The following is a 22,797-nucleotide window of genomic DNA, read 5'->3' as shown; positions in this document are numbered from 1 at the left end:
ACAGGATGATGTTCGATCCGTCCCTCAGCGTCCGCCGCGCGACAGCATTTCGAACCGGTAATTCACGCCGATCATCGCGGTGTGGAGCTGCGTCTTCTGGCTGACCACGTTCGGCCCGCCGGTGATCGCAGCCCCGCCCGGCAGCACGCCGGTCGCGGTGCCGAAATCGGCGTAGTCATATTCGGCGAAGGCCGACCAGTTGCGGGCGAACATCCACTCGACGCCGGCGCCGACCGTCCAGCCGCTGCGGTTGAAGGCAACGGTGGAGGACTGTCCGGTGGCGGTGTTGGTGACGGTGACGCCGGTGCGCGTCCACGCCGCGCCGCCGCGGACATAAGCGAGGATCTCCGGCGTCACCAGATAGCCGGCGCGCACCGTGGCCGTATAGAGGTTGCTGGTGCGCGTGCTCAACGAAAGCCCCGGCGCCAGCGGATTGGTCACGTTGATGTTGCCGAGATCGGCCATCGCCTGAATGCCGACGACGATACGGTCGACCTCATAGTCGCACCCGAGCTGCAGGCCGCCGACGACGTCGCTGCCATTGCTGGAGATGGCTGTCGGGATCTGCACGGCCGCGACCGGCAGCGGCGCGACATTGCCGCCACCCACCACGGGCGGATTCTGCACGGGCGGATTCTGGACAGGCGGATTCTGCACCGGCGGATTGTTGTTGCCCTGCGGCGGCGGCTTCTGTCCCCCGCCATCCTTCGGCGGCGGGTTCTTCGGCGGCCAGCCAGGCTTGTCCGGATGATACGGCCATCCGCCGTGATGATCGTTGTTGCCGTGCTGCTCCCAATGATCCTTGTCGGGCTTGCCGCCATAGCCGCCCTTGCCATAGTCGTCGTCGTCCTTCGGCTTGCCGCCCCAGCCGTAGCCGCCGCCCTTCTTGTCGTCGTGATCCGGCTTCATCCAGGCGTAGCTGTCGCCCTTCGCCGGCTGCTTCGACCAGCCATATGAGACGGGCTTGTCGGCATCATCCTTCTTGCCACCCCAGCTGCCGCCCTTCTTGTCGTCGTCCTTGTCCTGATGCAGCCAGGTCGAGCGGTCGGAATAGCCGTTGGAGTGCAGCTGCGACCAGCCGCCCGACTTGTCGTGGTCGTCGTCGTGATGCTTGCCGAACCAGTTGTCGCTGTATTTGACGTTCTTGTAGTTGTCGTCCTTGTCGTTTTTGTACGACGCCTGCGCCGGCCAGGACGACTTGTTGTCGCCACCTTTCGATCCGACCTGCGGCCAATGATGGTCGTCATCGTGACCATGCTTGTAGGACGGCTTGTCGTACGGCCAGCCGTGATCCTTGTCGCCGTGAGAGGGCTTGCCGGGCTGCCACCAACCCTTGTCGTTGCGCTCACAGATCGGGGGCTTGCCCGGTGGCTTAGGCGGCGGCTTCCATCCGCCATTGTTCCCGCCCGGGTTGTTCGGCGGCGGCGGGTTCGGCGCCGGATTTGCAACCACAGGCGGCTTCACCACCGGCGGGTTGTTGGCGTTGCCCGCAGGCTGTGGCGCAGGCTGCGCGGGCGCAGGCGCGGCATTGGCGAGCTGGCTCCAGTTCTGCTGCTGACGCGACCACGCCATCCCGGCGTTGGCGCCGGCGTGGCAGCCACTCCACCTGTAGGCGAAGACGTCCGGCGGCGGGAGCGGGGGCGGCAGGGCGAGATCAGTCGCCCAGACCGATGTCGTACTTCCTGCGAAAGTCGATAGGCAAAGACACACGCCAAATACGCGACGCATCGAACTCATAACTCCTGAACACGTGCCGCAACAACGACGGCCGCATCAGGAGGGTCAGATTGTGTCGCGATCTGAATTGAAAAATGTCATTGCTGCGGAATGCGGATCGCGGCGGTCAGCCGTTAACACTTCCGTTTCGAGTGTTGCATCGAAGATGCAGAATTCAGGCAAAATCCGGCGATCGCGGACATGATTACGTCGCAGAGTGCGGAGAGGGCGGGATCGTTCGTCGACGAATGAACGCGCTGCGCGTCACCCAGAGATGCGGATGCCCCCTTTGCCAAAGGCTGTTTCGCGACCAGGCTGCGAAGCCGCGACGGCGGCGCGGAGCGAACTACTCGTCTTGGTTGTTAGATGAAGTGTCGCAGTCGCGATGAGATCAATGTGCCCTCGATGCGACACGCGACGGCTCGGGTGACGCTCATCGGCAACGCTGCTGCTATGATCATACCGGCGCGCGTCGCCACCGATCAGGACAAAGAATGGCGCAGCCGCGCCGCAATGGAAGCGAATGTGGCGAGAGCCGATCGATCTCGCGACCGAAGCTCGCACGGCCGCCGCAATGCCATCACATTGCGTCCGTCGGCCGATCGCGCCGAGCGCACTCCGCAACCAGCAGCAGCAGCGCGCACGACGCTCACATCATGCGCGCTGCTTTCAGGACTTACGGATTGCGCCGGGAGAACGAGACCGCGTAGGCGCCATTGCGGATGTCGATCATCGGATCGTCCGACGCCTCGATGCCGTCGGTGAGCTGGCCCGGCAGGAATAACAGCTTCTTCTGCGCGGCGTCGCTGTCGGCGACCGCCTTGTCGATCGTCAGCACGCCGAGCTCGACGAGCTTGCGATCCTCCGGCCACGGCTTCGCGGGGTCCTTGGTGTCGTCGCCGGCGGCCGCGAGCTGCGCCTTGAAGCGGAAGGAGACCGGCCCCTGCTTCAGCCGCTCCGGCAGCTCGGCCATCAGATAGTCCGGCGCGCGCTTCGCGGCGTCGGCTTTCTCGAGATGCACCACCTTCTCCGGCAGCATCTGCCAGCGCACGGCCTGCTTCCCGCCGGCCTTGTTGACGAGCACGAAGGCGTTGACGCCGAAATAGGCCTCGTCGGCGAAGCTGTCGGGCGTCGCGATGGTGCCGAGCGCCGCCGGCACCGAGGGATGGCTGCCGATGAACTGCTCGAGCCTGGTCGGCTTCGCCGCAGTCGGCCCGGACTCGGCGATCGCCAGGAACAAATCGCGCAGCTCCGCACCCGTCGACACCGGGAAGAATTTCAGCGAGTTGATCACGAGGTCCACGTCGCTGCCATCGGCGAGATGAAACTTCACCGCCATGCCGTGCGGATTGGCGTCGTCGGAGCCGTCGGGCAGGTTCGGCACGCCGGTGGAGTCCGAGAACCGGACCGTCACCGGAATCTCGCCGCCGCTGAACAAAGCCGCCTTGCTCAGGCCTGCGGCCTCCGCCGACGGCTTGAACTTGCCTTCGACCACGACGCCCTTGGCATGATTGGCGCGGAAGCCGGCATGGACGCCGAACACCTTGTTCATGGCATTGACGAGCTGCTCCTCGATCGGCGCATCCTGCGCGAGGGCGATGGTGGGCATGGCTAGCGCAAATCCGGCCAGCGTAGCTGCGAGTCGGCGTGTCATCATCGGCGGCATCTCCTGTTGGGGCGATGCAGCATAGCAGTCCCGATTGACGCGAGAGCGACTTTCGTGGCCGCGGGCCACCGCCACGCCGGCCCCCGTTGGCAGCCTCAGCGCCGCGCCACTGCGCTCAATGGGCCTCCGCGGCCAGCTCCGTCCATGCCGCCGCGGGGACACGGGCGACGAGCCGGGTGCCACCCTTGCCGTCCGGCTGGAACACCGACGCCTCGCCCTCGCGCACGTCGGACCAGCCGGCGCCGAAGGCATCGACGAGGTTCGGCTTGTGCGACACCAGCACGACATTGCCGCCGGCCGGCGGCGCGGTGGCCACAAGCTTGCGCAGCGCCTGCGCGCGCCGCTCATTATCCTCGGCCGAGCTCTCCTGCCCGCTCTCGGCCAGATCCCCGGTCGTGGCGACCTCGCCGAGGCCGAACAGCCTGCCGGTATCGACGGCGCGCTGCACCGTGCTGGTGAGCACCTGGGCCACCGGGATCTTCAGCTTGCGCAGCGCCTCGCCGATCGCCTTGGCCTGTGCCCGGCCCTCATCATTGAGCTGCCGCTGCGCCGGAACATTCGGCCGACTCATCGAATCCACCTTGGCCGCCGCCGCCACCGTCGCACCATGGCGAAACACGATGACCTGGCCCCCCGCCCGCAACTGCTCGACCAGCCCGGCCGGCAACGGCTCACCGCGGACAGCACCGGCCAGCAGCATCACCGCGCCCAGCACGGCTGCCGGGAGGACCGAGAAACGAAACGATCTGATGTGAAGCATGGCAGGTCCCTCCGGGATTGGCGGGCGAGACGTCTTGCCGTTTGTCCAAACGTCGCAAGCGCCTCTTGCCCCGAAACGGCCGAGCCAAGCTTATCACAGGACCGTCTCGCGAGCGTAGACGAACGGAATTTGCTTCATAAGGAACCCTTTTTGACCTCCGAACTACCTAGCCAAGCGCTTGCGGCGCACGTGCATAACAGTATTGGCTGCGCCGAAACGTTGTGCCATCCTCCTCTGATTAATTGATGAATTATTAGGGAGGAAGCCGATGTCGAGTGGTGGGGGACCCTCCAGCGATCCGAGGCCTGCTGCCAAGCCTGTCTCGCCAAAGAAAAAAGGAGGAGGTGGCGGCGGCTCGGCCGGGTCGAATGAATGCAATATTGTCGAGCGAACCAACGTTAACTCGCCAGATCGCACGGTTAGGGCCACTTTGCGCCCAAACGATATTCTTGAAGTCGAGTATTCTGCCGGGCCACCAAAAAGATTACTTGTAAAGACGAATTCTGGAGCGACGCTAGGATCAATTACATCGGCGTCGATGGCTCAAATTATTCAATGCATCCTGGCTGGCTACGCGTACGAAGCGATCGTGCTCTCGATCTCAGGCGGCCTAATCGAAGTGCAGGTACAGCCAAAATGACAGAACTAGCCGTTGTCGGCGGCGTCTACTATGAACGCTGCGAGTGGCCCGAATGGAATATGATCTTTGGTTCTGGCGGCCGTGCCGCTACAGCAGTAACTAGCCTTATTGATAAGGTTCGGCTCTGGTCATACGCATCCGACGACGCCGCACCCCAGTTCTCCACCACAGCCACACTCTATGGTTTTGAATTCTCCTCTACTAAGATTCCTCGAACATTGTCATTCGATTACATCCATCCACTTTCAATACCTACCCTGAGACCGCCGTTCGGAACGATCCCTCAAGGCGCTCCGATTTTAGTCAACGGCGAGACTGTCCTACGCTTTGGAATGCTTGAAGGCACTGCGGTTGTACGTGCAAAGACCTGCGTCTACGATCCTCAATCTGCGTTCGCCCCGGAGCACTTTCACGCAAACGGCAGCGTTGCAGAACGACTCGCGATTGTGGCAAATTCTGATGAAGTCAGATCGCTGTCTGGCATTGCTGACCCGCTTGTCGCGGCTCAAGAATTGTTATTGCGTTCAAAGGCCGAAGTTGTCGTAGTGAAATCCGGACTGGAAGGCGCGCTCGTCATGACGAGCGGGCGTTACGAAGTTATCCCTGCGTACCAAACCAAAAGCAGCTTCACTATCGGAAGCGGAGACGTCTTCGCGGCAGCCTTTGCAGCTTTCTGGGGCGTTCACGGCTGCGATCCGATTGCGGCGTCCCGTTTATCGTCGCTTGCGGTGGCGGACTACGTTGAGGATAGGAGTCTGCCGATTAGGCCAGCCGACGCACTGGCGTCCAATGGAAGAAAGGCGCTCAAACCTAGCCGCGATCGGATTTATCTCGCAGGACCATTTTTCACGATGGCTCAGCGATGGCTGATCGACGAAGCTCGACGATGCTTAACCGAGGCCGGACTAAAGGTTTTTTCGCCTTTCCACGAAATCGGTCCAGGTCCCGCTGAAGAAATAGCTCCCGCCGACATCGCGGCTATAGTCGAATGTCAATCAATGTTCGCGATACTGGATGGCCTGGATAGTGGGACAGTGTATGAGGTCGGCTATGCGCGAGCACTCGGAAAACCAGTTGTCGGATTCAGCCAGATCGTGTCCGAGGAGGATCTGAAAATGATCGAAGGCTCGGGATGCATGATTTTCTCGGATTTCGCCACAGCGATCCTGGCTGCGGCGGCGCGACCATGACATCGGCTCTTCTTCTTTCTGGAGGAATGGACTCTACTGCGATCGCATTTTGGAAGCGGCCGGCGATCGGAGTTACAATTGACTACGGTCAAGTGGCTGCTCCAGCTGAACTGCGGGCTGCTGCTGCAGTTTGTGCCGATTTAGCTATCCGCCACATACCAATCAATGTCGATCTTTCGCCATTCGGCAGCGGCGACATGGCCGGAAGACCAGCAATTGAACTTGCTCCGGTCCGCGAATGGTGGCCATTCAGAAACCAAGCATTGATCACCATTGCAGCGATGGCAACCATTGGCTTGGGCGTCGATCATCTTATGATTGGGACATTACGAACCGATGGGCATCATTCGGACGGGACAAAAGGGTTTGTTGATCGATTAGCCGACCTTCTATTTCAGCAAGAGGGGAAGATACGTCTTGAAGCACCAGCGATCGGGATGGACGCGGTTGAACTAGCTCAGGTCGCGAGAGTGCCGATTGAGATCCTAGCATGGTCGCACTCCTGCCATCGATCCGATTATGCGTGTGGAGACTGCGGCGGATGCCGAAAGCATTACAGGACTATGGAGGCGCTTGGTGTCGCTCCCTATTGATTTTGATCGAGAGGAGGACCCAAAGCCGAGATCCGATCCTTTTATCTATGTTCCAGCCAGGTGGCCCGTGCAGAGGATTTGGCAAGCGATTAGGCCCGCTCCGCCCCCTGCTGCCGATTTTGCTGGGGTTATTAGAGCTCGGCAGTCGGTTAGGGTCATTACCCGAGCCCCCTTACGGGAAACAGTCAATTTTCTTATGTACGCACATGGACGAAGATATACTTGGGGGGACAATCCCCCACGATTCAGCGGAGCAAGCCATTCGGCAGGAGCGCTTCATCCTTTGGATTTACTTTTGATTTCAGGATCGCTCAGAAATCGTGTCTTTCGGATTGACCCAGCAACCTCTTCGCTACAGTTACTTACGATTGCACGACTAGATCCTTTGCGAGCGCTGAACACAAAATTGAGGGGAATGTTTCCGGACGCGACTAGCGACTACATAGTCCTTCTCGCGGATCAACTACTCACTTCCTCACAGTACTCATCAGCTCGAACTCTGATATGGCGCGATGCTGGCGCCCTAATGCAAACTTTGCATCTCTGCGCAACGGCTTTCCGAATGGCATTTTGTCCGGCAGGAATTGGCGGCTCAGAGATTCGTGACGCGCTGTTTGCCATGGATGACCGCTTCGAGGGGGTAGGCGTCGCGGTTCTAGGACGCACCATTTAGGCATTTCTGAGTAATCGCATATGCTGCCACATGACTGCGTCCAACAACCATGCAGGCACATCGATTTCTTTTGCGAACTCAACAAATCTTGCTTCTAACACTAGATAGTCGCGCTGAGGGCTCTGGCTTCCTTCGAATAGGCCCATAAGCCGCCCGGCTCTCAATATGTGCACGTCAAGTACAGCTACACGTGAGGAGTTCCGTCTATTTCGAACGATCCATGATGCTGTTTTATAACCAACGCCGGGCAGCCCTGTCAGAGCGCTTCTTAGACCGGCATCATCTAAAGCCGTTTCATCTATCTTCTCGACCTGATCTAAGCAAACCGCCAAATATTTCGCTTTTTGACGCGGGAATCGATACCTCGAACAATGCCCATTTATTTCAAACGGTTCAGACAGAGAGCGCTCCAGCTCTTCCGCGGAACTGCCTGCGGTCAAGAGCCCATTCGATCGTAAGCGCTCGAACGCCGCCAAGCCAATCTCAGCCGGCATGCCGTAACCACCAAGAAGACAGGCTGCGGTCTCTTCTGCAAGTGAGCGGCCGAGGTTAATCCGCTTATACAACCCAAGCAGACCCGCCTGCCACGCCTGACCGCACCAGTAGGCGGCTGTAAAGAGTTCGTCGAATCGGCCCCAGGAGATGCCGGAATTCAAAATTGCACCAGCCGGCGGCATGTCACGCCGAAATGTCTGCCCTGAGACTAGAGCGTACATAGTCTGCATCGTCACTGTTCTCGACGTAATTGTTGTCAACTTATGCATTCTTATGCATTATTCATGTATGGTCGCTAGAAGAAAACCGCCCGATATCCACATTCAGTTGACTGAAATCCTGAAGAGGATGCCTGCGACTCAGCAAGAGTTGGCGGATCGCTTGGGCATAACCCAGGGACATCTGTCTAAGATAAAGAGCAGAAAAATTCTTCCGAGCGAAAGACTAAGGATTCGAATTGAAAATATCTATGACTGCATTCCAGCTGTAGAAATAGAGCCTTGGCTTGAGACGATTCGAGTAGCTGCCGAAAGGTCACGAGAGGCCAAATTAGCCATGGAAGCGATCGCTCGGATTATTCAAAAATATGCATGATGGTAACGGCAGAAAGCGTTCCGCCCTATCTCGACACCGCCGCCTGGCATTCACAAACCGCTCAGTGCCAATCTGCCGCATTCCGTCGGGCAAATCCGGCCTTGCGCCGTCGGGCAAATCAGACCGATCCTCCCCGCCGTCTCCTGCTCGGCTAGAAGGGGCGTTTCGCGATCGTCACGGACCGTGGGGCGGGGGATGCGGTGGCCGCCTGGGTCGCAGTGCGCGTTTCGCGTGCGGACGAACGAACCCTTCGCGGACGGTCAAGCCGTGTGGTCCCGACACCCCGATGCTGGTGTCTTGGTCGGTCACGATGCCGATGACGGGGGCAAACAAGCCCGGTCCCCTGGGAGAGCACGGAGCAGCCGTTAGATCCACCGTGCAGGGAAGGCCGGTTGTTCGGCCAATCCTGTGGTGACTGCCGCCTGCTACTCTTTCTGCAGGCGGGCCATGGGTGCGGCCTGCACCCGGCCTTCCCTGCGCCCTTCTTCTGAAAGGGCGTCCTGACAAGCAAAGCTCGGACGCGACAGCGCGCCGCGAGGCTGAGCAACCGCGTGCGGTCTCGTCAGCGCTCGGTGCGAGGTGTCCAGATCAGGCTGAAATAAGCGAGCTGGGCCAGCAGGGCTGCCGTGAAGCCGGCGGGATAGCCGAGCCAGACGCCATCCAGGCCCGCGGCGCCGGAGCAGAGATAGGCGACGGGCACTTGAACCAGCCAGATTCCGGAGAGCGCGATGACCGTGGGCCATGCCACCGTTCCAGACGCCCGCATCGCGCCGACGATCACGTCGGCTAGTCCCACCAGGACGTAGCTCCACAGCATGAGCTTCAGGGCGCGCTCCGCCATCGCCAGGGTCGCAGCATCGGTGACGAACCAGGACAGGATCGTCTCGGCGAACACCAACAGCGCCGCGACGCTGACGGCGCCGACCACGACGTTCATGACCGCAGCCGATCGCACCACCCGGTAGAGCTGTCCGAACCGCCGTGCCCCGATCGACTGCGCCGCGATCACGGTCGCGGCGAGGCCCACGGCCTGCATCGGCGCGAGCAGATATCCGATCACCTGGTTGACCGCGCCATACGCCGCCGTCGCGTTCGACCCGAACGAATTGACCAGTGTGATCACCGCGACCTCGGCCAGCGACGCCACCATGGTCTGCACGCCGCCGGGAATGCCGAGGCCGAAGAACGGCCCGACGAGCGCGCGGTCGATCCGCAGCCGCCGGATCAGCTCGCTGCCGAGCGCCAGGGCATGGCCCTGCCGGCGCAGCAGCATCACGAGGACCGGCAGCGCGACGGCGCAGGCGACGATGTTGGCCAGGGGGGCGCTGGTGACGCCGCATTTCGGCAATCCGCCCCACCCCAGGATCAGCGCCGGCGTCAGCAGCATGGAGGTGCCGAAATACACGATCATCACGAGCAGCGGCGTCTTCGCATCGCCCGTGCCGCGCAGAAGAAAGGCATAGGCGAACAGCAATGTCACCGGCGGCAGCGAGAGGAAGGTGACGTGCGCATAGTCGATGGCCGATGCGATGATGTCAGGCGGCGTGGCCATCAGTCCGAGCAGCGCGGGGGCGAAGCCATAGCCGATGGCCGCGATCGCGACGCTAAGGCAGACGCAGACGCACAGCGTGGTGCCGGCGGCGCGCCTGACCCCATCGGGATCGTCAGCGCCATGCGCCCGCGCCACAAGCACGATGCCGCCGGAGATCAGGCCGATCAGAAACGAGACCAGCAGGAAGAAGATCGGAAAGAACACCGAGGCGACCGCGAGCGCGGAGCCGCCGAGCAGCTGGCCGAAATAGATCGCGGTGACCGTCCCGGACAACAATTGCAGCGCTGCACTGGCCGATTGCGGAATCGCGAAGCGCGCCAGCGGCCACCACAGCGACGGCGCCGCCGCTGCGTCCGCGATCGGGTCCGGCTCCGGCACGATGTCGGCGACCGACTCCGCGGTGGCGGCCGCCTCGCGATGGCCGGTCATCGCGCATCCGCATATGCGGTGTCCGTCACTGTCCCCGTGAACGGTGCGCGCGGCGTTGCGGCGGAGGGCGGTTGGCTCGGCAAGAGATCGGCAAGCCGCTGTTCGGGATCGGCTGTGATCGCGAGCATCAGTTCGACGACATCGTCGAGCAGGCGCGCGACGGCATCCGCATCGAACCGCCGCCGTCCGAAGATCAGGCGGAAGCTCATGCAGCTGTCGACGGAGGCCACGAGGCACAGCGGGAAATCGATGCCCGCCTCGACGCTCTTGAACGACACGACGTTGATGTCGTCGGGCGCGGTCCCCTCACCGGCGGTGAGCGCATGGCCGGCCGGATAGTTCTCGAACACGACGACGGACTCGAACAGCCGCTGATCGCCCGGCAGATCGAGCCAGCCGCAGATGTCGCTCATCAGGCAGCGGTCGTGCATCTGCTCGTCGGCCTGCCGCGCCTGCAGCCCCGCCAGCCAGTCCGAGAGACGCATCTCGGGGGCCAGCGTCACCCGTCGCGGCAGCGTGTTGGTGCAGAGCCCGATGATCTGCTCGACTCCAGCGACATCCGCCGGCCGGACGGCCGTGGTCATGCCGAACAGCACGTCGCTGCCGGTGTTGGCGTGGCGGGCCAGCGCCAGGCTCCAGGCGCCCTGAACCAGCGTATTCGTCGTGAGCCGCAGTGCTTGCGCAGCGGCCTGGATCTTGGCCGTCAAGCGTTCGAGAATGCGCGCCTGGACCTCGCCGGCCGCATCCGCGTTCTCCTGCGCGCTGCCACTGATGAGGTCGAGCCGGTTGGGAAGCTCGACGCTGCGCAGACGGCTGGTCCAGAACTCGCGGGTGAGCGCAGCATTCGCGGCGCCCTGCCAGGACAGGACCTCGCGATACGACACCGGCTCCGGCAGCGACACCGGCCGCATCAGGCGCGCGGCCTGATAGAGCGCCAGCAGCTCGCGCAGCACGAGCGGCACGGACCAACCGTCCAGCAGGATGTGGTGGAAGCTCAGCACCAGTGTGTGGCGGGTTCGCGACTGGCGCAGCAGCAACGCCCGCAGCACGTCGCCGCGGGCGAGGTCGAAGCCGGCCTTCCTATCCTGGCGCAGGAACGCCTCCAGTTGCGCGTCGACGCCATCCTGCGGCAGCTCCGCCCAATCGATGAAGCGCCAGCGCGGATCGGGTGTCCGCCGCACGATCTGGACCGGTCTCTCGCCGTCATCCGGAAACGCGACGCGCAGCGCGCCGTGCCGTGCGATCAGGCCACGCCACGCCGTCTCGAGCGCGCCGGCATCGAGCGCGCCGTCGAGCGTCAATTGGAGCTGCTCATGATAGGCGATGCTGTCCGGCGCGCGGCGCGCATGGCTCAGCATGATCTGCTGCATCGGACCGAGCGGCCAGATGTCCTCCAGATCGGGATAGCGCTGCTGCAGGCTCGCGAGCCTGGTCTCGTCGAGCGCGACCAAAGGGAAATCGGAGCGCGTGAACTGGCTACGCTCGCAGGCGCGACAATGCGCGATCAGTCCCTTCAGCGCCGCCTTGAAGCGCTCGGCCAGATCCGCGATCGACGCGCGGTCATGCGCCTCCGGCCACCAGCGCCACTCGACCAGCAATGTGCCGCCGCGGATCACCGACACCGCCTCGATCAGGTGCTCGCGCTCACGCTCCGCGGCAATCGCGGGACCGGCGTCTTCCGACGCCGCAGCCCACCCGGCCGTACCGCGCTCGTCGAACCGTCCGAGATAGTTGAAGCTGACGGACGCGCGCGGCAGGTCTTGCAGGGTCTTTGCTGTGTCCTGATTCAGGTATCGCAACAGGCCCCAGCCAATGCCGCCATCCGGTACGTCGCGCAGGTGATCCTTGATCCGCCTGAGCACCACGCCCGCCGCGGGCCCGCCATGGATGGCGTCAGCGAGGTCGATTTGTCCAACGTCAAGCCGCACCGGAAACATCGTGGTGAACCAGCCGACGGTGCGCGACAGATCGACGCTCGGGAAGATGCTTTCGCGGCCGTGGCCTTCGAGATCGACGAGGCTGACGGTCTCGTTGCCGCCGCGCGCGGCACGCCAATCCGCCAGGGCGATCGCGAGCGCCGCCAGCAGCGCGTCGTTGATGCGGCTGCGATAGGCTTTTGGCACGATCGTCAGCAGCGCCTGGGTGTCGTCCTCAGGCAGATCGATCGTCAGGGCGTCCGTGTCGCCATAGGTCGCGGGGCGAGTGCCCGTCGTGCGGTCAACTGGGAGGAGCGGAGCGTCTCGGCAGATCGAGGTCCAGAGGTCGAGCTGCTGCACGATGTCGGGGGCGTGTGCGTGGTCGGCCAGCCGCGTTGCCCAGCGGCCAAACGACGTCGTCTTTGCCGGCAGGTCGACGGCGTCGCCGCGCGCGAGCTGCGCGTAGGCCGCCATCAGGTCCTCGACGAGGATGCGCCAGGAGACACCGTCGACGGCCAGATGATGGATGACAAACAGCAAGCGCCCCGGCGTATCCGCGCCGAAATCGAACCAGGCGACAGCGACGAGCCGGCCCGTCGCGGGATCGAGGCTGTTCTGAAGCGTGGCGGCGGCGGCGTGCAGCTGCTCGACTCTCACCTCCGGCGCCAGCTCGGCGACGTCGACATGCGTGAGCGTGACGGCGACGTCTGCGACGGGACGCGGCTCCTGCCGCCAGCCGGACTCATCCCGCATGAAACGGCTGCGCAACGCATCGTGATGGATGAGGAGCGACGCCAGTGCACGTTCGAGCCGGGCCGGCTTGATGTCCGGCGGGACCTGCAGCAGCGCGGATTGGTTGAAGTGATGGATGGGCCCTGATCGTTCGAAGAACCAGCGCTGAATCGGCGTCAACGGCGACGGCTGCAGCGGATCGTCGGCCTCGACCGAAGCCTGCGAGGCAGCTGCCGCCTGCGCCAGCGCCGCGACGGTCTGATGCTGAAAGATCTGCCGCGGCGTGATCGCAAGGCCAGCCGCGCGCGCCCGCGACACCAGCTGCATCGACTGAATGGAGTCGCCGCCGAGCTCGAAGAAGTTGTCGTGAATGCCGACCCGCTCCAGACCGAGCAGATCGGCGAACAGCCCGGCGATCACGGTCTCGACCGGATTGCGCGGCAGCTGGCCATCAAGCTCACGCCGCCACTCCGGCGCCGGCAGTGCATTGCGATCGAGCTTGCCGTTCGGCGTCAGCGGCAGAGAGTTGAGGGTGACGATTGCAGAAGGAACCATGTATTCTGGAAGACTCCGCTGCAGCTGCTGACGCAGCGCGTCGCTGTTGATGGCAGCGTCCGGCTGCGCCACCACATACGCCACCAACCGCTTGCCGCCGCCGTCCTCGCGCAGCACCACGGCCGCCTGCGCGATGCCGGCTTGCGAGAGCAGCGCCGCCTCGATCTCACCAAGCTCGATCCGGAAGCCGCGCAGCTTCACCTGATGGTCGAGCCGGCCGAGATAGTCCAGCACGCCATCCGCGCGCCATCGCGCGAGATCCCCGGTTCGGTACAGCCGCTCGCCCTTGGCAAACGGGCTCGGCACGAACCGCTCCGCCGTCAGCGACGGCCGATGCAGATAGCCCCGCGCAAGGCCGACGCCGCCGATGTACAGCTCGCCAGCCACGCCAACCGGAACAGGTTGAAGCTGCGCATCGAGCACATAAGTGCGGGTGTTCGGCAAGGCTCGCCCGATCGGCGGGCGCCGGTCGTCACCGCAACGATTCATCGTGGTGCAGACGCTCGACTCGGTCGGGCCATACGCGTTGAACACGCTGCGGCCCGCGAGCCATGGCCGCAGCAGCTCCACGGTGCAAGCCTCGCCGCCTGCGACCAGGATCTTCAAGTCCGGCAGCGTCGCGACCGGCAACGCCGCCAAGGCCGCCGGCGGCAACAGCACCGCCGTCACCCGCTGCCTCTGAAGCAGCTCGCGCAACGGCTCGCCCGGCATCAGATCGTGCTGGGCTGCCAGCACCAGGGCCGCGCCGACGCGCCAGCTCATCACCAGGTCCCACACCGCCGCATCGAAGCTGATCGAGGCGAACTGCAGGATGCGATCGCCGGCCGTGAGCGGCAGCTGATCGAGCTGCGCATCCGCCAGGTTCATGATGCCGCGATGCGACGTCATCACGCCCTTCGGCCGTCCGGTCGAGCCGGACGTGTAGATCACGTAGGCCAGATGATCGGCATCGCAGGACGTGAGCGGTGCCGTCTCCGGCTGGTCGGCAATCACCGCAGCGTCGGCATCAAGATGCACCACGACCGCTTCCGTCGCAGGCACGCGCTCGCGTACCGCAGCCTGCGTCACCAGCACGGTGACCTTGGCGTCGCCCAGCATGTAAGCCAGCCGCTCCGCCGGATAACGCGGGTCGAGCGGCAGATAGGCGCCGCCCGCCTTGAGGATGCCGAGCACGCCGATGACCATGTCGAGCGAGCGCTCAACGCAGAGACCGACGATCACGTCGGGCCTGACGCCAAGGCGCTGCAGGTGATGCGCGAGCTGGTTGGCCCGCCGCTCCAGTGCGCCATAGCTGAGCTCCTCGCCCTCCATCACCACGGCAAGCGCGGCCGGATCGCGTGCCGCGTGCTCGGCGAACAGCTCATGCAGGCAGCGGTCCTGCTCATAAGCGGCGCTGCGACCGCTCCACGCTTCCAGCTGCTTTCGCTCCTCCGTGCTCAGCAAGCTCAGCTCCGACAAACGCGCATCCGGCCGTGCCGCAATCTCCCGAAGCAGCCGCACGAAGTGATCCACAAGCCGGGCGATCGTCGCGACATCGAACAGATCCGTGGCATAGGTCAGTGTCGCCTGCAGCCCGTCCTCGACCTCGCTCATCGCAAGCTCAAGATCGAACTTCGCCGTCACCGCCTCCGCCTCGAACGGCTCCAATGTCAGCCCGGGCAGACCGCTCGACCGCTGCGGCATGTTCTGCAGCGCGAACACGACCTGGAAGACCGGCTCGCGGCTGAGGTCGCGGACCGGATGCAGCGCCTCCACCAGCTTCTCGAACGGCAGGTCCTGATGCGCAAAGGCATCCAGCGCGGTCACCTTCATCTGCCGCAGGACGTCGCGGAACGTCGGCGTTCCCGAGAGGTCGCAGCGCAAGGCCAGCATGTTGACGAAGAAGCCGATCAGCCGCTCGGTCTCGATCCGCGTCCGGCCTGCGACCGGCGTGCCCACCACCAAATCCTGCTGGCCGCTCCAGCGCGACAGCAGCACGTCGAAGGCCGCCAGCAGCACCATGAACAGCGTTGCGCCGTCCTGCCGCGCCAGTCGCGTCAGCGCTGCTGTGCAGCGCGGATCGACCGCGAACCAATGCACCGCGCCGCGGAAGCTCGGCATCGCCGGTCGCGGCCGGTCGGTTGCCAGCTCGATGCTGCCTGGCGCGCCGGCAAGCTGCACCGTCCAATATTCCAGCTGCCGCTGCAGCGCGGTCTCTTCCAGCCAGCGCCGCTGCCACACCGCGTAGTCGGCATATTGGATCGGCAGCTCCGGCAAGGGGGACGGCCGTCCGGCGCAGAACGCCGCATACAGCGTCTCGATCTCGCCGACCAGCACGCCCATCGACCAGCCATCCGACACGATGTGATGCATCGACAGCGCCAGCACATGCATGTCCGGCGACAGCTGCAGCAGCGCCACGCGCAGCAGCCTGTCCTCCGACAGATCGAACGGCTGTTGCATCAACGCGACCAGTCGCTGCCGCGCAGCGTCCTCGGTAGCGACCGTCTCCGGCGAGAGCACAACCGGCCAAGGCGGATCGATCAGTTGCACCGCGTTCTCGCCACGCCCCGCAAAGCGCGTGCGCAAACTCTCATGCAGCCGGACCACCTCGCTCAAGGCGGCCGACAGCGCGTCGACGTCCAGCTTTCCAGTCAGCCGTACCGCCGCAGAGACCGTGTAGCTGCTGACCGACAGCCCGAGCTGCTCCACAAACCACAACCGTTCCTGTGCATGCGACAGCGGCGCTTCTGTTTCGCCACGACGCGGGATCGCGGGCGGACCAGACTGGCGGCCCGCCGCGGCAGCTGCGAGCCGGCGTTGCAGCAGCTCTCGTCGTAACGTCGCAAGGTCGGTCATCCCAATGCTCCAGATCAGGCCACAGACGCCGCGCGCTGGATGCTGGTCTCATCCAGATCCTGCAGCGCCATTTCGATCTCCTCCGAGGACATCGCCTCGATCTCGCTCGCCAGTGCCTGCTCGACATGCTCGGCAAGGCCAGCAATGGTCGGGTCCATGAAGATCAGGCGGACCGGCAGTGCGATGCCGAGTGCAGCTCGCATGCGCTCCAGCAATTGCATGGCAAGCAATGAGTGGCCACCGAGCTCGAAGAAGTTGTCGTGAATGCCGACCTCCTCCAGGCCGAGCAGATCGGCGAACAGGCCAGCGATCACGGTCTCGACCGGATTGCGCGGCAGCTGGCCATCAAGCTCACGCCGCCGCTCCGGCGCCGGCAGTGCATTGCGATCGAGCTTGCCGTTCGGCGTCAGCGGCAGCGCCGCGAGCGGTACGATCGCCGAGGGCACCATGTAGTCCGGAAGACTCCGCTGCAGCTGCTGGCGCAGCGTATCGCTGTTGGGGACGGCGTCCGGCTGCGCCACCACATAGCCCACCAGCCGCTTGGCTCCGCCGTCCTCACGCAGCACCACCGCCGCCTGCGCGACGCCGGCTTGCGCCAACAGCGCCGCCTCGATCTCACCAAGCTCGATCCGGAAGCCGCGCAGCTTCACCTGATGGTCCAGCCGCCCGAGATAATCCAGCACGCCATCCGCGCGCCATCGCGCAAGGTCCCCAGTCCGGTACAGCCGCTCGCCCTTGGCAAACGGGCTCGGCACGAACCGCTCCGCCGTCAGCGACGGCCGATGCAGATAGCCCCGCGCAAGGCCGACGCCGCCGATGTAGATTTCGCCGGCCACACCAATTGGTACGGGGGCGAGCTGCGCGTCGAGCACGTAAGTGCGGGTGTTCGGCAGGGCACGGCCGATCGGCGGACGCCGCTCGTCACCGCACAGATGTACGGTCGTGCAGACGCTCGACTCCGTCGGACCATAGGCGTTAAACACGCTGCGGCCCGCGAGCCATGGCCGCAGCAGCTCCGCCGCGCAGGCCTCGCCGCCTGCGATCAGGATCTTCAAATCAGGCAAAGGCGTCACTGGCAACGCCGCCAAGGCCGCCGGCGGCAGCAGCACCGCCGTCACCCGCTGCCGCTCGAGCAGCTCACGCAATGGCTCGCCCGGCATCAGATCGTGCTGGGCCGCCAGCACCAGGGCCGCACCGACCCGCCAGCTCATCACCAGATCCCACACCGCCGCATCGAAGCTGATCGAGGCGAACTGCAGGATGCGATCGCCGGCCGTGAGCGGCAGCCGATCGAGCTGCGCATCCGCCAGGTTCATGATGCCGCGATGCGACGTCATCACGCCCTTCGGCCGTCCGGTCGAGCCGGACGTATAGATGACGTAAGCCAGATGATCGGCATCGCAGGACGTGAGCGGTGCCGTCTCCGGCTGGTCGGCAATCACCGCAGCGTCGGCATCAAGATGCACCACGACCGCTTCCGTCGCCGGCACGCGCTCGCGTACCGCAGCCTGCGTCACCAGCACGGTGACCTTGGCATCCCCGAGCATATAGGCCAGCCGCTCCGGCGGATAACGCGGATCGAGCGGCAGATAGGCGCCGCCGGCCTTGAGGATGCCGAGCAGCCCGATCACCATCTCCAGCGAGCGCTCAACGCACAGTCCGACGATCACGTCGGGGCCGACGCCGAGCGTCCGCAGATGATGCGCCAGCTGGTTGGCCCGCCGCTCCAGCGCGCCATAGCTGAGCTCCTCGCCCTCCATCACCACGGCCAGCGCGGCCGGATCGCGCGTCACCTGCTCGGCGAACAGCTCATGCAGGCAACCGTCCTGCGTAGAGGCGATCGTGTTGCCGCTCCACGATTCGAGCTGCTGCCGCTCCTCGGTGCTCAGCAGGTTCAGCTTCGACAGCCGCGCATCCGGCCGTGCCGCGATCTCCTGAAGCAGCCGCACGAAGTGATCCGCAAGCCGCGCGATCGTCGCCGCATCGAACAGATCCGTGGCGTAGGTCAGCGTCGCCTGCAGTCCGTCCCCGACCTCGCTCATCGCCAGCTCAAGATCGAACTTCGCCGTCACCGCCTCCGCCTCGAACGGCTCCAATGTCAGCCCGGGCAGACCGCTCGCGCGCTGCGGCATGTTCTGCAGCGCGAACACGACCTGGAACACCGGCTCACGGCTGAGATCGCGGACCGGATGCAGCGCCTCTACCAGCTTCTCGAACGGCAGGTCCTGATGCGCATAGGCATCCAGCGCGGTCGCCTTGATCTGCCGCAACACGTCGCGGAATGTCCGCGCCCCCGACAGGTCGCAGCGCAAGGCCAGCATGTTGACGAAGAAGCCGATCAGCCGCTCGGTCTCGATCCGTGTCCGGCCTGCGACCGGCGTGCCCACCACGACATCATTCTGTCCGCTCCAGCGCGACAGCAGCACGTCGAAGGCCGCCAGCAGCACCATGAACAGCGTCGCGCCGTCCTGCCGCGCCAGTCGCGTCAGCGCCGCCGTGCAGGCCTGATCGACCGTGAGCCGGTGCACCGCGCCGCGGAAGCTCGGCACCGCCGGCCGCGGCCGGTCGGTCGCCAGCTCGATGCTGCCTGGCGCGCCGGCAAGCTGCACCGTCCAATATTCCAGCTGCCGCTGCAGCGCGGTCTCTTCCAGCCAGCGCCGCTGCCACACTGCGTAGTCGGCATATTGGATCGGCAGCTCCGGCAAGGGGGACGGCCGTCCGGCGCAGAACGCCGCATACAGCGTCTCGATCTCGCCGACCAGCACGCCCATCGACCAGCCATCCGACACGATGTGATGTATCGACAGCGCCAGCACATGCATGTCCGGCGACAGCTGCAGCAGCGCCACGCGCAGCAGCCGGTCCTGCGCAAGATCGAACGGCTGTTGCATCAACGCGACCAGCCGCTGTCGCGCAGCGTCCTCGGTCGCGACTGCCTCCGGCGAGAGCACAACCGGCCAAGGCGGATCGATCAGTTGCACCGCGCTGTCGCCTCGCCCCGCAAACCGCGTGCGCAGGCTCTCATGCCGCCGGACCACCTCGCTCAAGGCCGCCGACAGCGCATCGACGTCCAGCTTCCCAGTCAGCCGCACCGCTGCGGAGACATTGTAACCGCCGTTCGAAAGCCCGAGCTGCTCCACAAACCACAACCGTTCCTGGCCATGCGACAACGGCAGCGGCTGCTGTCTTGAAGCCGGCAGCAACGGAGATACCTTGATCTCCGTCGACGAGTTCAAGCGGGCGGCCAAGCCTGCGACCGTCGAGGCTTCGAACAGAGCTCGCAAGGCGAGCTGGACATTCAGCTCCTGCTGAGCTCGCGCGACGACCTGCGTCGCGAGCAAGGAATGGCCTCCGATCGCGAAAAAATCATCGTGGATGCCGACCCGATCCAGGCCGAGCACGTCGGCAAAGATGGACGCCAGAATCGTTTCGGTCTGGCCGCGTGGCGCCGCATAGCCGCTGGTCGAAGCGAGCTCCGGCGCCGGCAACGCGTTGCGATCGAGCTTGCCGTTCGGCGTCAGCGGCAGCACCGCGAGCGTCACGATCGCAGAGGGCACCATGTAGTCCGGCAAGTTCTGTTGCAACTCCTGGCGGATCACGTCCGCATCGAGCGCCGCGTCGTCACGTGCCACGACATAGGCGACCAATCGGCGATCCCCGCCCTCCCCGCGCACGACGACCGCCGCCTGCTCCACGTCCGACACGGCCAGCAACGCCGACTCGATCTCCCCGAGCTCGATGCGGAAGCCGCGGATCTTGACCTGATGATCGATCCGGCCGAGATAATCGAGCGCGCCGACTGCGCTCCAGCGCGCAAGATCTCCGGTGCGATAGAGCCTCTCACCCTGCCCGAACGGGCTCGGCACGAACCGCTCCGCCGTCAGACCAGGACGATGCAGATAGCCTCGCGCGAGACCTGCGCCGCCGATGTACAGCTCACCGGCGACGCCAATCGGCACCGGCTCCATGCGCGGATCGAGCACGTAGGCCTGCAGATCAGGAATGGTCCGTCCGATCGCGCTTGCGGCGGCACCGATGTCGGCCTGACGCACCGGCCGCCAGGTCACATGCACCGTCGTCTCGGTGATCCCATACATGTTGATCAGCTGCGGGGTGACGTCGCCATGACGCTCGAACCACGGCGCCAGCTCGGCGAAGTTCAAGGCTTCGCCGCCGAAGATCACGGTGCGCAGCGCCAACGGCCGGGGCCTCTCGCGATCCGCACGGATCAATCCGGCAAAGGCCGAGGGCGTCTGGTTCAGCACGGTCACGCCTTCGCGCGATAGTAGCGCATGAAAATCATCCGGCGAGCGGCTGATCCAGTAGGGAACCACGACCAACCGGCCGCCCCTGAGCAGCGGGCCCCAGAGCTCCCACACCGAGAAGTCGAAGGCGAGCGAGTGAAACAGCGTCCAGACATCCTGCGCGCCGAAGCCGAACCAGGCATCGGTCGCCGAGAACAGCCTGACCACGCTGGCGTGGCTGATCAGCGTTCCCTTCGGCCGTCCGGTCGAGCCCGACGTGTAGATCACATAGGCCAGATTGTCCGGATCGCAGGTGATCACCGGCGCCGTGTCGGGCTAATCTGCGATCACCTGACCATCTGCTTCGAAGCGCACAATGACAGCGACCGTCGGCGGGATCCCCTCTATCAGGGCATCCTGCGCCAGCAGCACGCGCGCGCCCGCATCGTTCAGCATGCCGGCCAGCCGCTCCGGCGGATGGCTCGGGTCGAGCGGCAGGTAGGCGCCGCCCGCCTTGAGGATGCCGAGCACACCCACCACCATCTCTATCGAGCGCTCGACGTACAGCCCGACGACCACGTCCGGGCCGACGCCGAGCCCGCGCAGATGATGCGCCAGCCGGTTGGCGCGCTTGTCCAGCGCCGCGTAGCTCATCACCTGCTCGTCGCAGCTGACTGCCACCACCTCCGGCGTGCGTTCGGCCTGCAAGGCGAACAGCTCGTGCAGGCAGCTCTGTGGGCGATACGTGGCCTTATCGCTTGCGGGAGCTATCAGCTCACGCTGCTCCTCGACGCCCAGCAGCGAGATCGAACCGAGTTGCCGCGCTGGATCTGCGATGATCTCGCCGAGCAGATGGCCGAGATGAGCGATCATCCGCTCCATCGCGGCTGCCGCGAACCGTTCGGCATCATAGATGAGCTTGACCGCAACAGATCCTTCGATGACGATCTGCAGCGTCAACGGATAGCTGGTGCGTTCCGTCGTTTGGACGTCGCTGATCCGGAGTTTCCGCGCGACGTCCGCGCCCGCCAACATGTCCACCGGATAGTTCTCGTAGGCGACGATGCTTTCGAACAGAGCGGTCCCCTCAGCCAGCTCGCTCCAGCGCTGCACCAGCGGCAACGGACTATATTGATACTCCGTCAGCTCGCTCTGCCGCGTCTGGATCTCGCCCAGCCAATCCAGCACTGTCACAGCATGAGGCAATCCGACTCGCAACGGCAAGGTATTCACGAACAGCCCGACCGCCCGCTCGACCTCGGCCAGCTCTGCCGGGCGGCCCGACAGGGTAACACCGAACACCACGTCCTCGGAGCCGCTGTAGCGGCCTAGCAAGAGCGCCCAGGCACCTTGCACCAGCGTATTGAGTGTCAGTCTGTGCTCTCGTGCGAAGTTTTCGAGCGCAGAGAACTCAACCTTCAGGCCGCGATGAAGCGCGGCGTAACGCTCACCCCTGACATGGTCCCGGGAAGGCCCAGGAAGGGTCAAAGAGGCCGGCGTATCGAACCCGGCCAAGCGGCTACGCCAATACGCTTCCGCCCTGGTCATGTCCTGCCGCTGCAGCCAGCCGATATAATCCTTGAACGGCCGCACCTGAGACAGGACCGGCGCTTCGCGCCGGCTCAGCGCAGAATAGGCTGCAAACACCTCGCCGAGCAGCAGCGGCAGCGACCAGCCGTCGAGCACGATGTGGTGCACGTTCCACAATAGCCGGTGATCGTCATCCCCTAGCCGGATCAGGTTGAGTCGCATCAACGGCGGCTGTACGAAGTCGAAGCCCCGGTTGCGTTCGGATCGCTGCAGCTTGGCAAAGCGTCCGTCCTGCTCCATCGCCGGCAGATGCTGCCAGTCCTCAAAAGTGAAGGGCAAGGCCGCGTCGCGCAGCACCACCTGCAGCGGCACGTCGAGATCGTGGCCGACGAACGCCGTGCGCAGCACGGCATGCCGCGCCACCACCAGCCGCCACGCCTGCTCGAAGGCGTCGCGATCGAGCGTACCCCGCAGCCGGCAAGCCAGTGAGATCACGTAGACCGCGGCATCCGGCTCGTACAGACTGTGGAACAACAATCCTCGCTGCAGCGGCGATAGCGGGTAGATGTCGGCCACACGCCGCGCCCCACCCACCGATGCGATCACGCGCTCGAGCGCCTCCTGACCAACCCGGTTCTTGTTACGATTTGCTTCCATGTTCATGGTCGATTCCG

General features: G+C 64.5%; 10 protein-coding genes and 1 pseudogene. 3 read left to right on the top strand and 8 right to left on the bottom strand.

What is annotated here, in order from left to right; genetic code table 11:
* Positions 1-24: 24 nt before the first annotated feature.
* The 3 genes from BRAD285_RS03960 to BRAD285_RS03950 all read right to left on the bottom strand — a co-directional run bounded on the left by BRAD285_RS03960 (position 25) and on the right by BRAD285_RS03950 (position 4,142).
* Entirely contained in the window at positions 25-1,572 is a 1,548-nt protein-coding gene (locus tag BRAD285_RS03960; protein ID WP_050886830.1) for an outer membrane protein, read from the bottom strand.
* Positions 1,573-2,392: 820 nt separating this feature from the next.
* A complete protein-coding gene (locus tag BRAD285_RS03955) occupies positions 2,393-3,373 on the bottom strand; it encodes a catalase family peroxidase (RefSeq protein ID WP_006611670.1) in 981 nt (326 codons plus the stop codon).
* 124 nt (positions 3,374-3,497) lie between these two features.
* Entirely contained in the window at positions 3,498-4,142 is a 645-nt protein-coding gene (locus BRAD285_RS03950; protein WP_006611671.1) for a histidine phosphatase family protein, read from the bottom strand.
* Positions 4,143-4,778: 636 nt separating this feature from the next.
* Between BRAD285_RS03950 and BRAD285_RS03940 the strand changes: the two genes are divergently transcribed.
* Together BRAD285_RS03940 and BRAD285_RS03935 are read left to right on the top strand one after the other, a co-directional pair.
* Positions 4,779-5,972, top strand: coding sequence for a PfkB family carbohydrate kinase (locus BRAD285_RS03940; protein WP_006611672.1), 1,194 nt, complete (start codon positions 4,779-4,781; stop codon positions 5,970-5,972).
* Entirely contained in the window at positions 5,915-6,565 is a 651-nt protein-coding gene (locus BRAD285_RS03935; RefSeq protein WP_244422183.1) for a 7-cyano-7-deazaguanine synthase, read from the top strand. The genes BRAD285_RS03940 and BRAD285_RS03935 overlap by 58 nt, the downstream gene beginning before the upstream one ends.
* A gap of 669 nt (positions 6,566-7,234) precedes the next feature.
* Here the strand turns inward: BRAD285_RS03935 and BRAD285_RS03930 are convergent.
* Positions 7,235-8,002, bottom strand: coding sequence for a hypothetical protein (locus BRAD285_RS03930; protein WP_006611675.1), 768 nt, complete (start codon positions 8,000-8,002; stop codon positions 7,235-7,237).
* Between the two features lie 58 nt (positions 8,003-8,060).
* Between BRAD285_RS03930 and BRAD285_RS35145 the strand changes: the two genes are divergently transcribed.
* On the top strand, positions 8,061-8,327 hold the full coding sequence (locus BRAD285_RS35145) for a helix-turn-helix transcriptional regulator (RefSeq protein WP_139020613.1): 267 nt from the start codon (positions 8,061-8,063) through the stop codon (positions 8,325-8,327).
* Between the two features lie 562 nt (positions 8,328-8,889).
* Here the strand turns inward: BRAD285_RS35145 and BRAD285_RS03925 are convergent.
* The 4 genes and pseudogenes from BRAD285_RS03925 to BRAD285_RS36585 all read right to left on the bottom strand — a co-directional run.
* Positions 8,890-10,308: an MATE family efflux transporter gene (locus tag BRAD285_RS03925; RefSeq protein ID WP_006611676.1), complete on the bottom strand. Its 1,419-nt coding sequence runs from the start codon at positions 10,306-10,308 to the stop codon at positions 8,890-8,892.
* Positions 10,305-16,349, bottom strand: a complete 6,045-nt coding sequence (locus BRAD285_RS03920) for a non-ribosomal peptide synthetase (RefSeq protein WP_087877573.1) — start codon at positions 16,347-16,349, stop codon at positions 10,305-10,307. The genes BRAD285_RS03925 and BRAD285_RS03920 overlap by 4 nt, the downstream gene beginning before the upstream one ends.
* A 14-nt stretch (positions 16,350-16,363) precedes the next feature.
* Complete coding sequence (locus BRAD285_RS36590) at positions 16,364-19,909, bottom strand: amino acid adenylation domain-containing protein (RefSeq protein WP_371507681.1); 3,546 nt, start codon at positions 19,907-19,909, stop codon at positions 16,364-16,366.
* A 3-nt stretch (positions 19,910-19,912) separates the two neighbouring features.
* Positions 19,913-22,780, bottom strand: a pseudogene (locus BRAD285_RS36585) (amino acid adenylation domain-containing protein); the annotation flags it as partial.
* Positions 22,781-22,797: the final 17 nt, after the last annotated feature.

It is taken from the genome of Bradyrhizobium sp. ORS 285, from assembly GCF_900176205.1.
Lineage (GTDB): Bacteria > Pseudomonadota > Alphaproteobacteria > Rhizobiales > Xanthobacteraceae > Bradyrhizobium.
The sequence above is the reverse complement of the archived record's forward strand: the minus strand, read 5'-3'. Positions and strand labels throughout refer to the sequence as shown.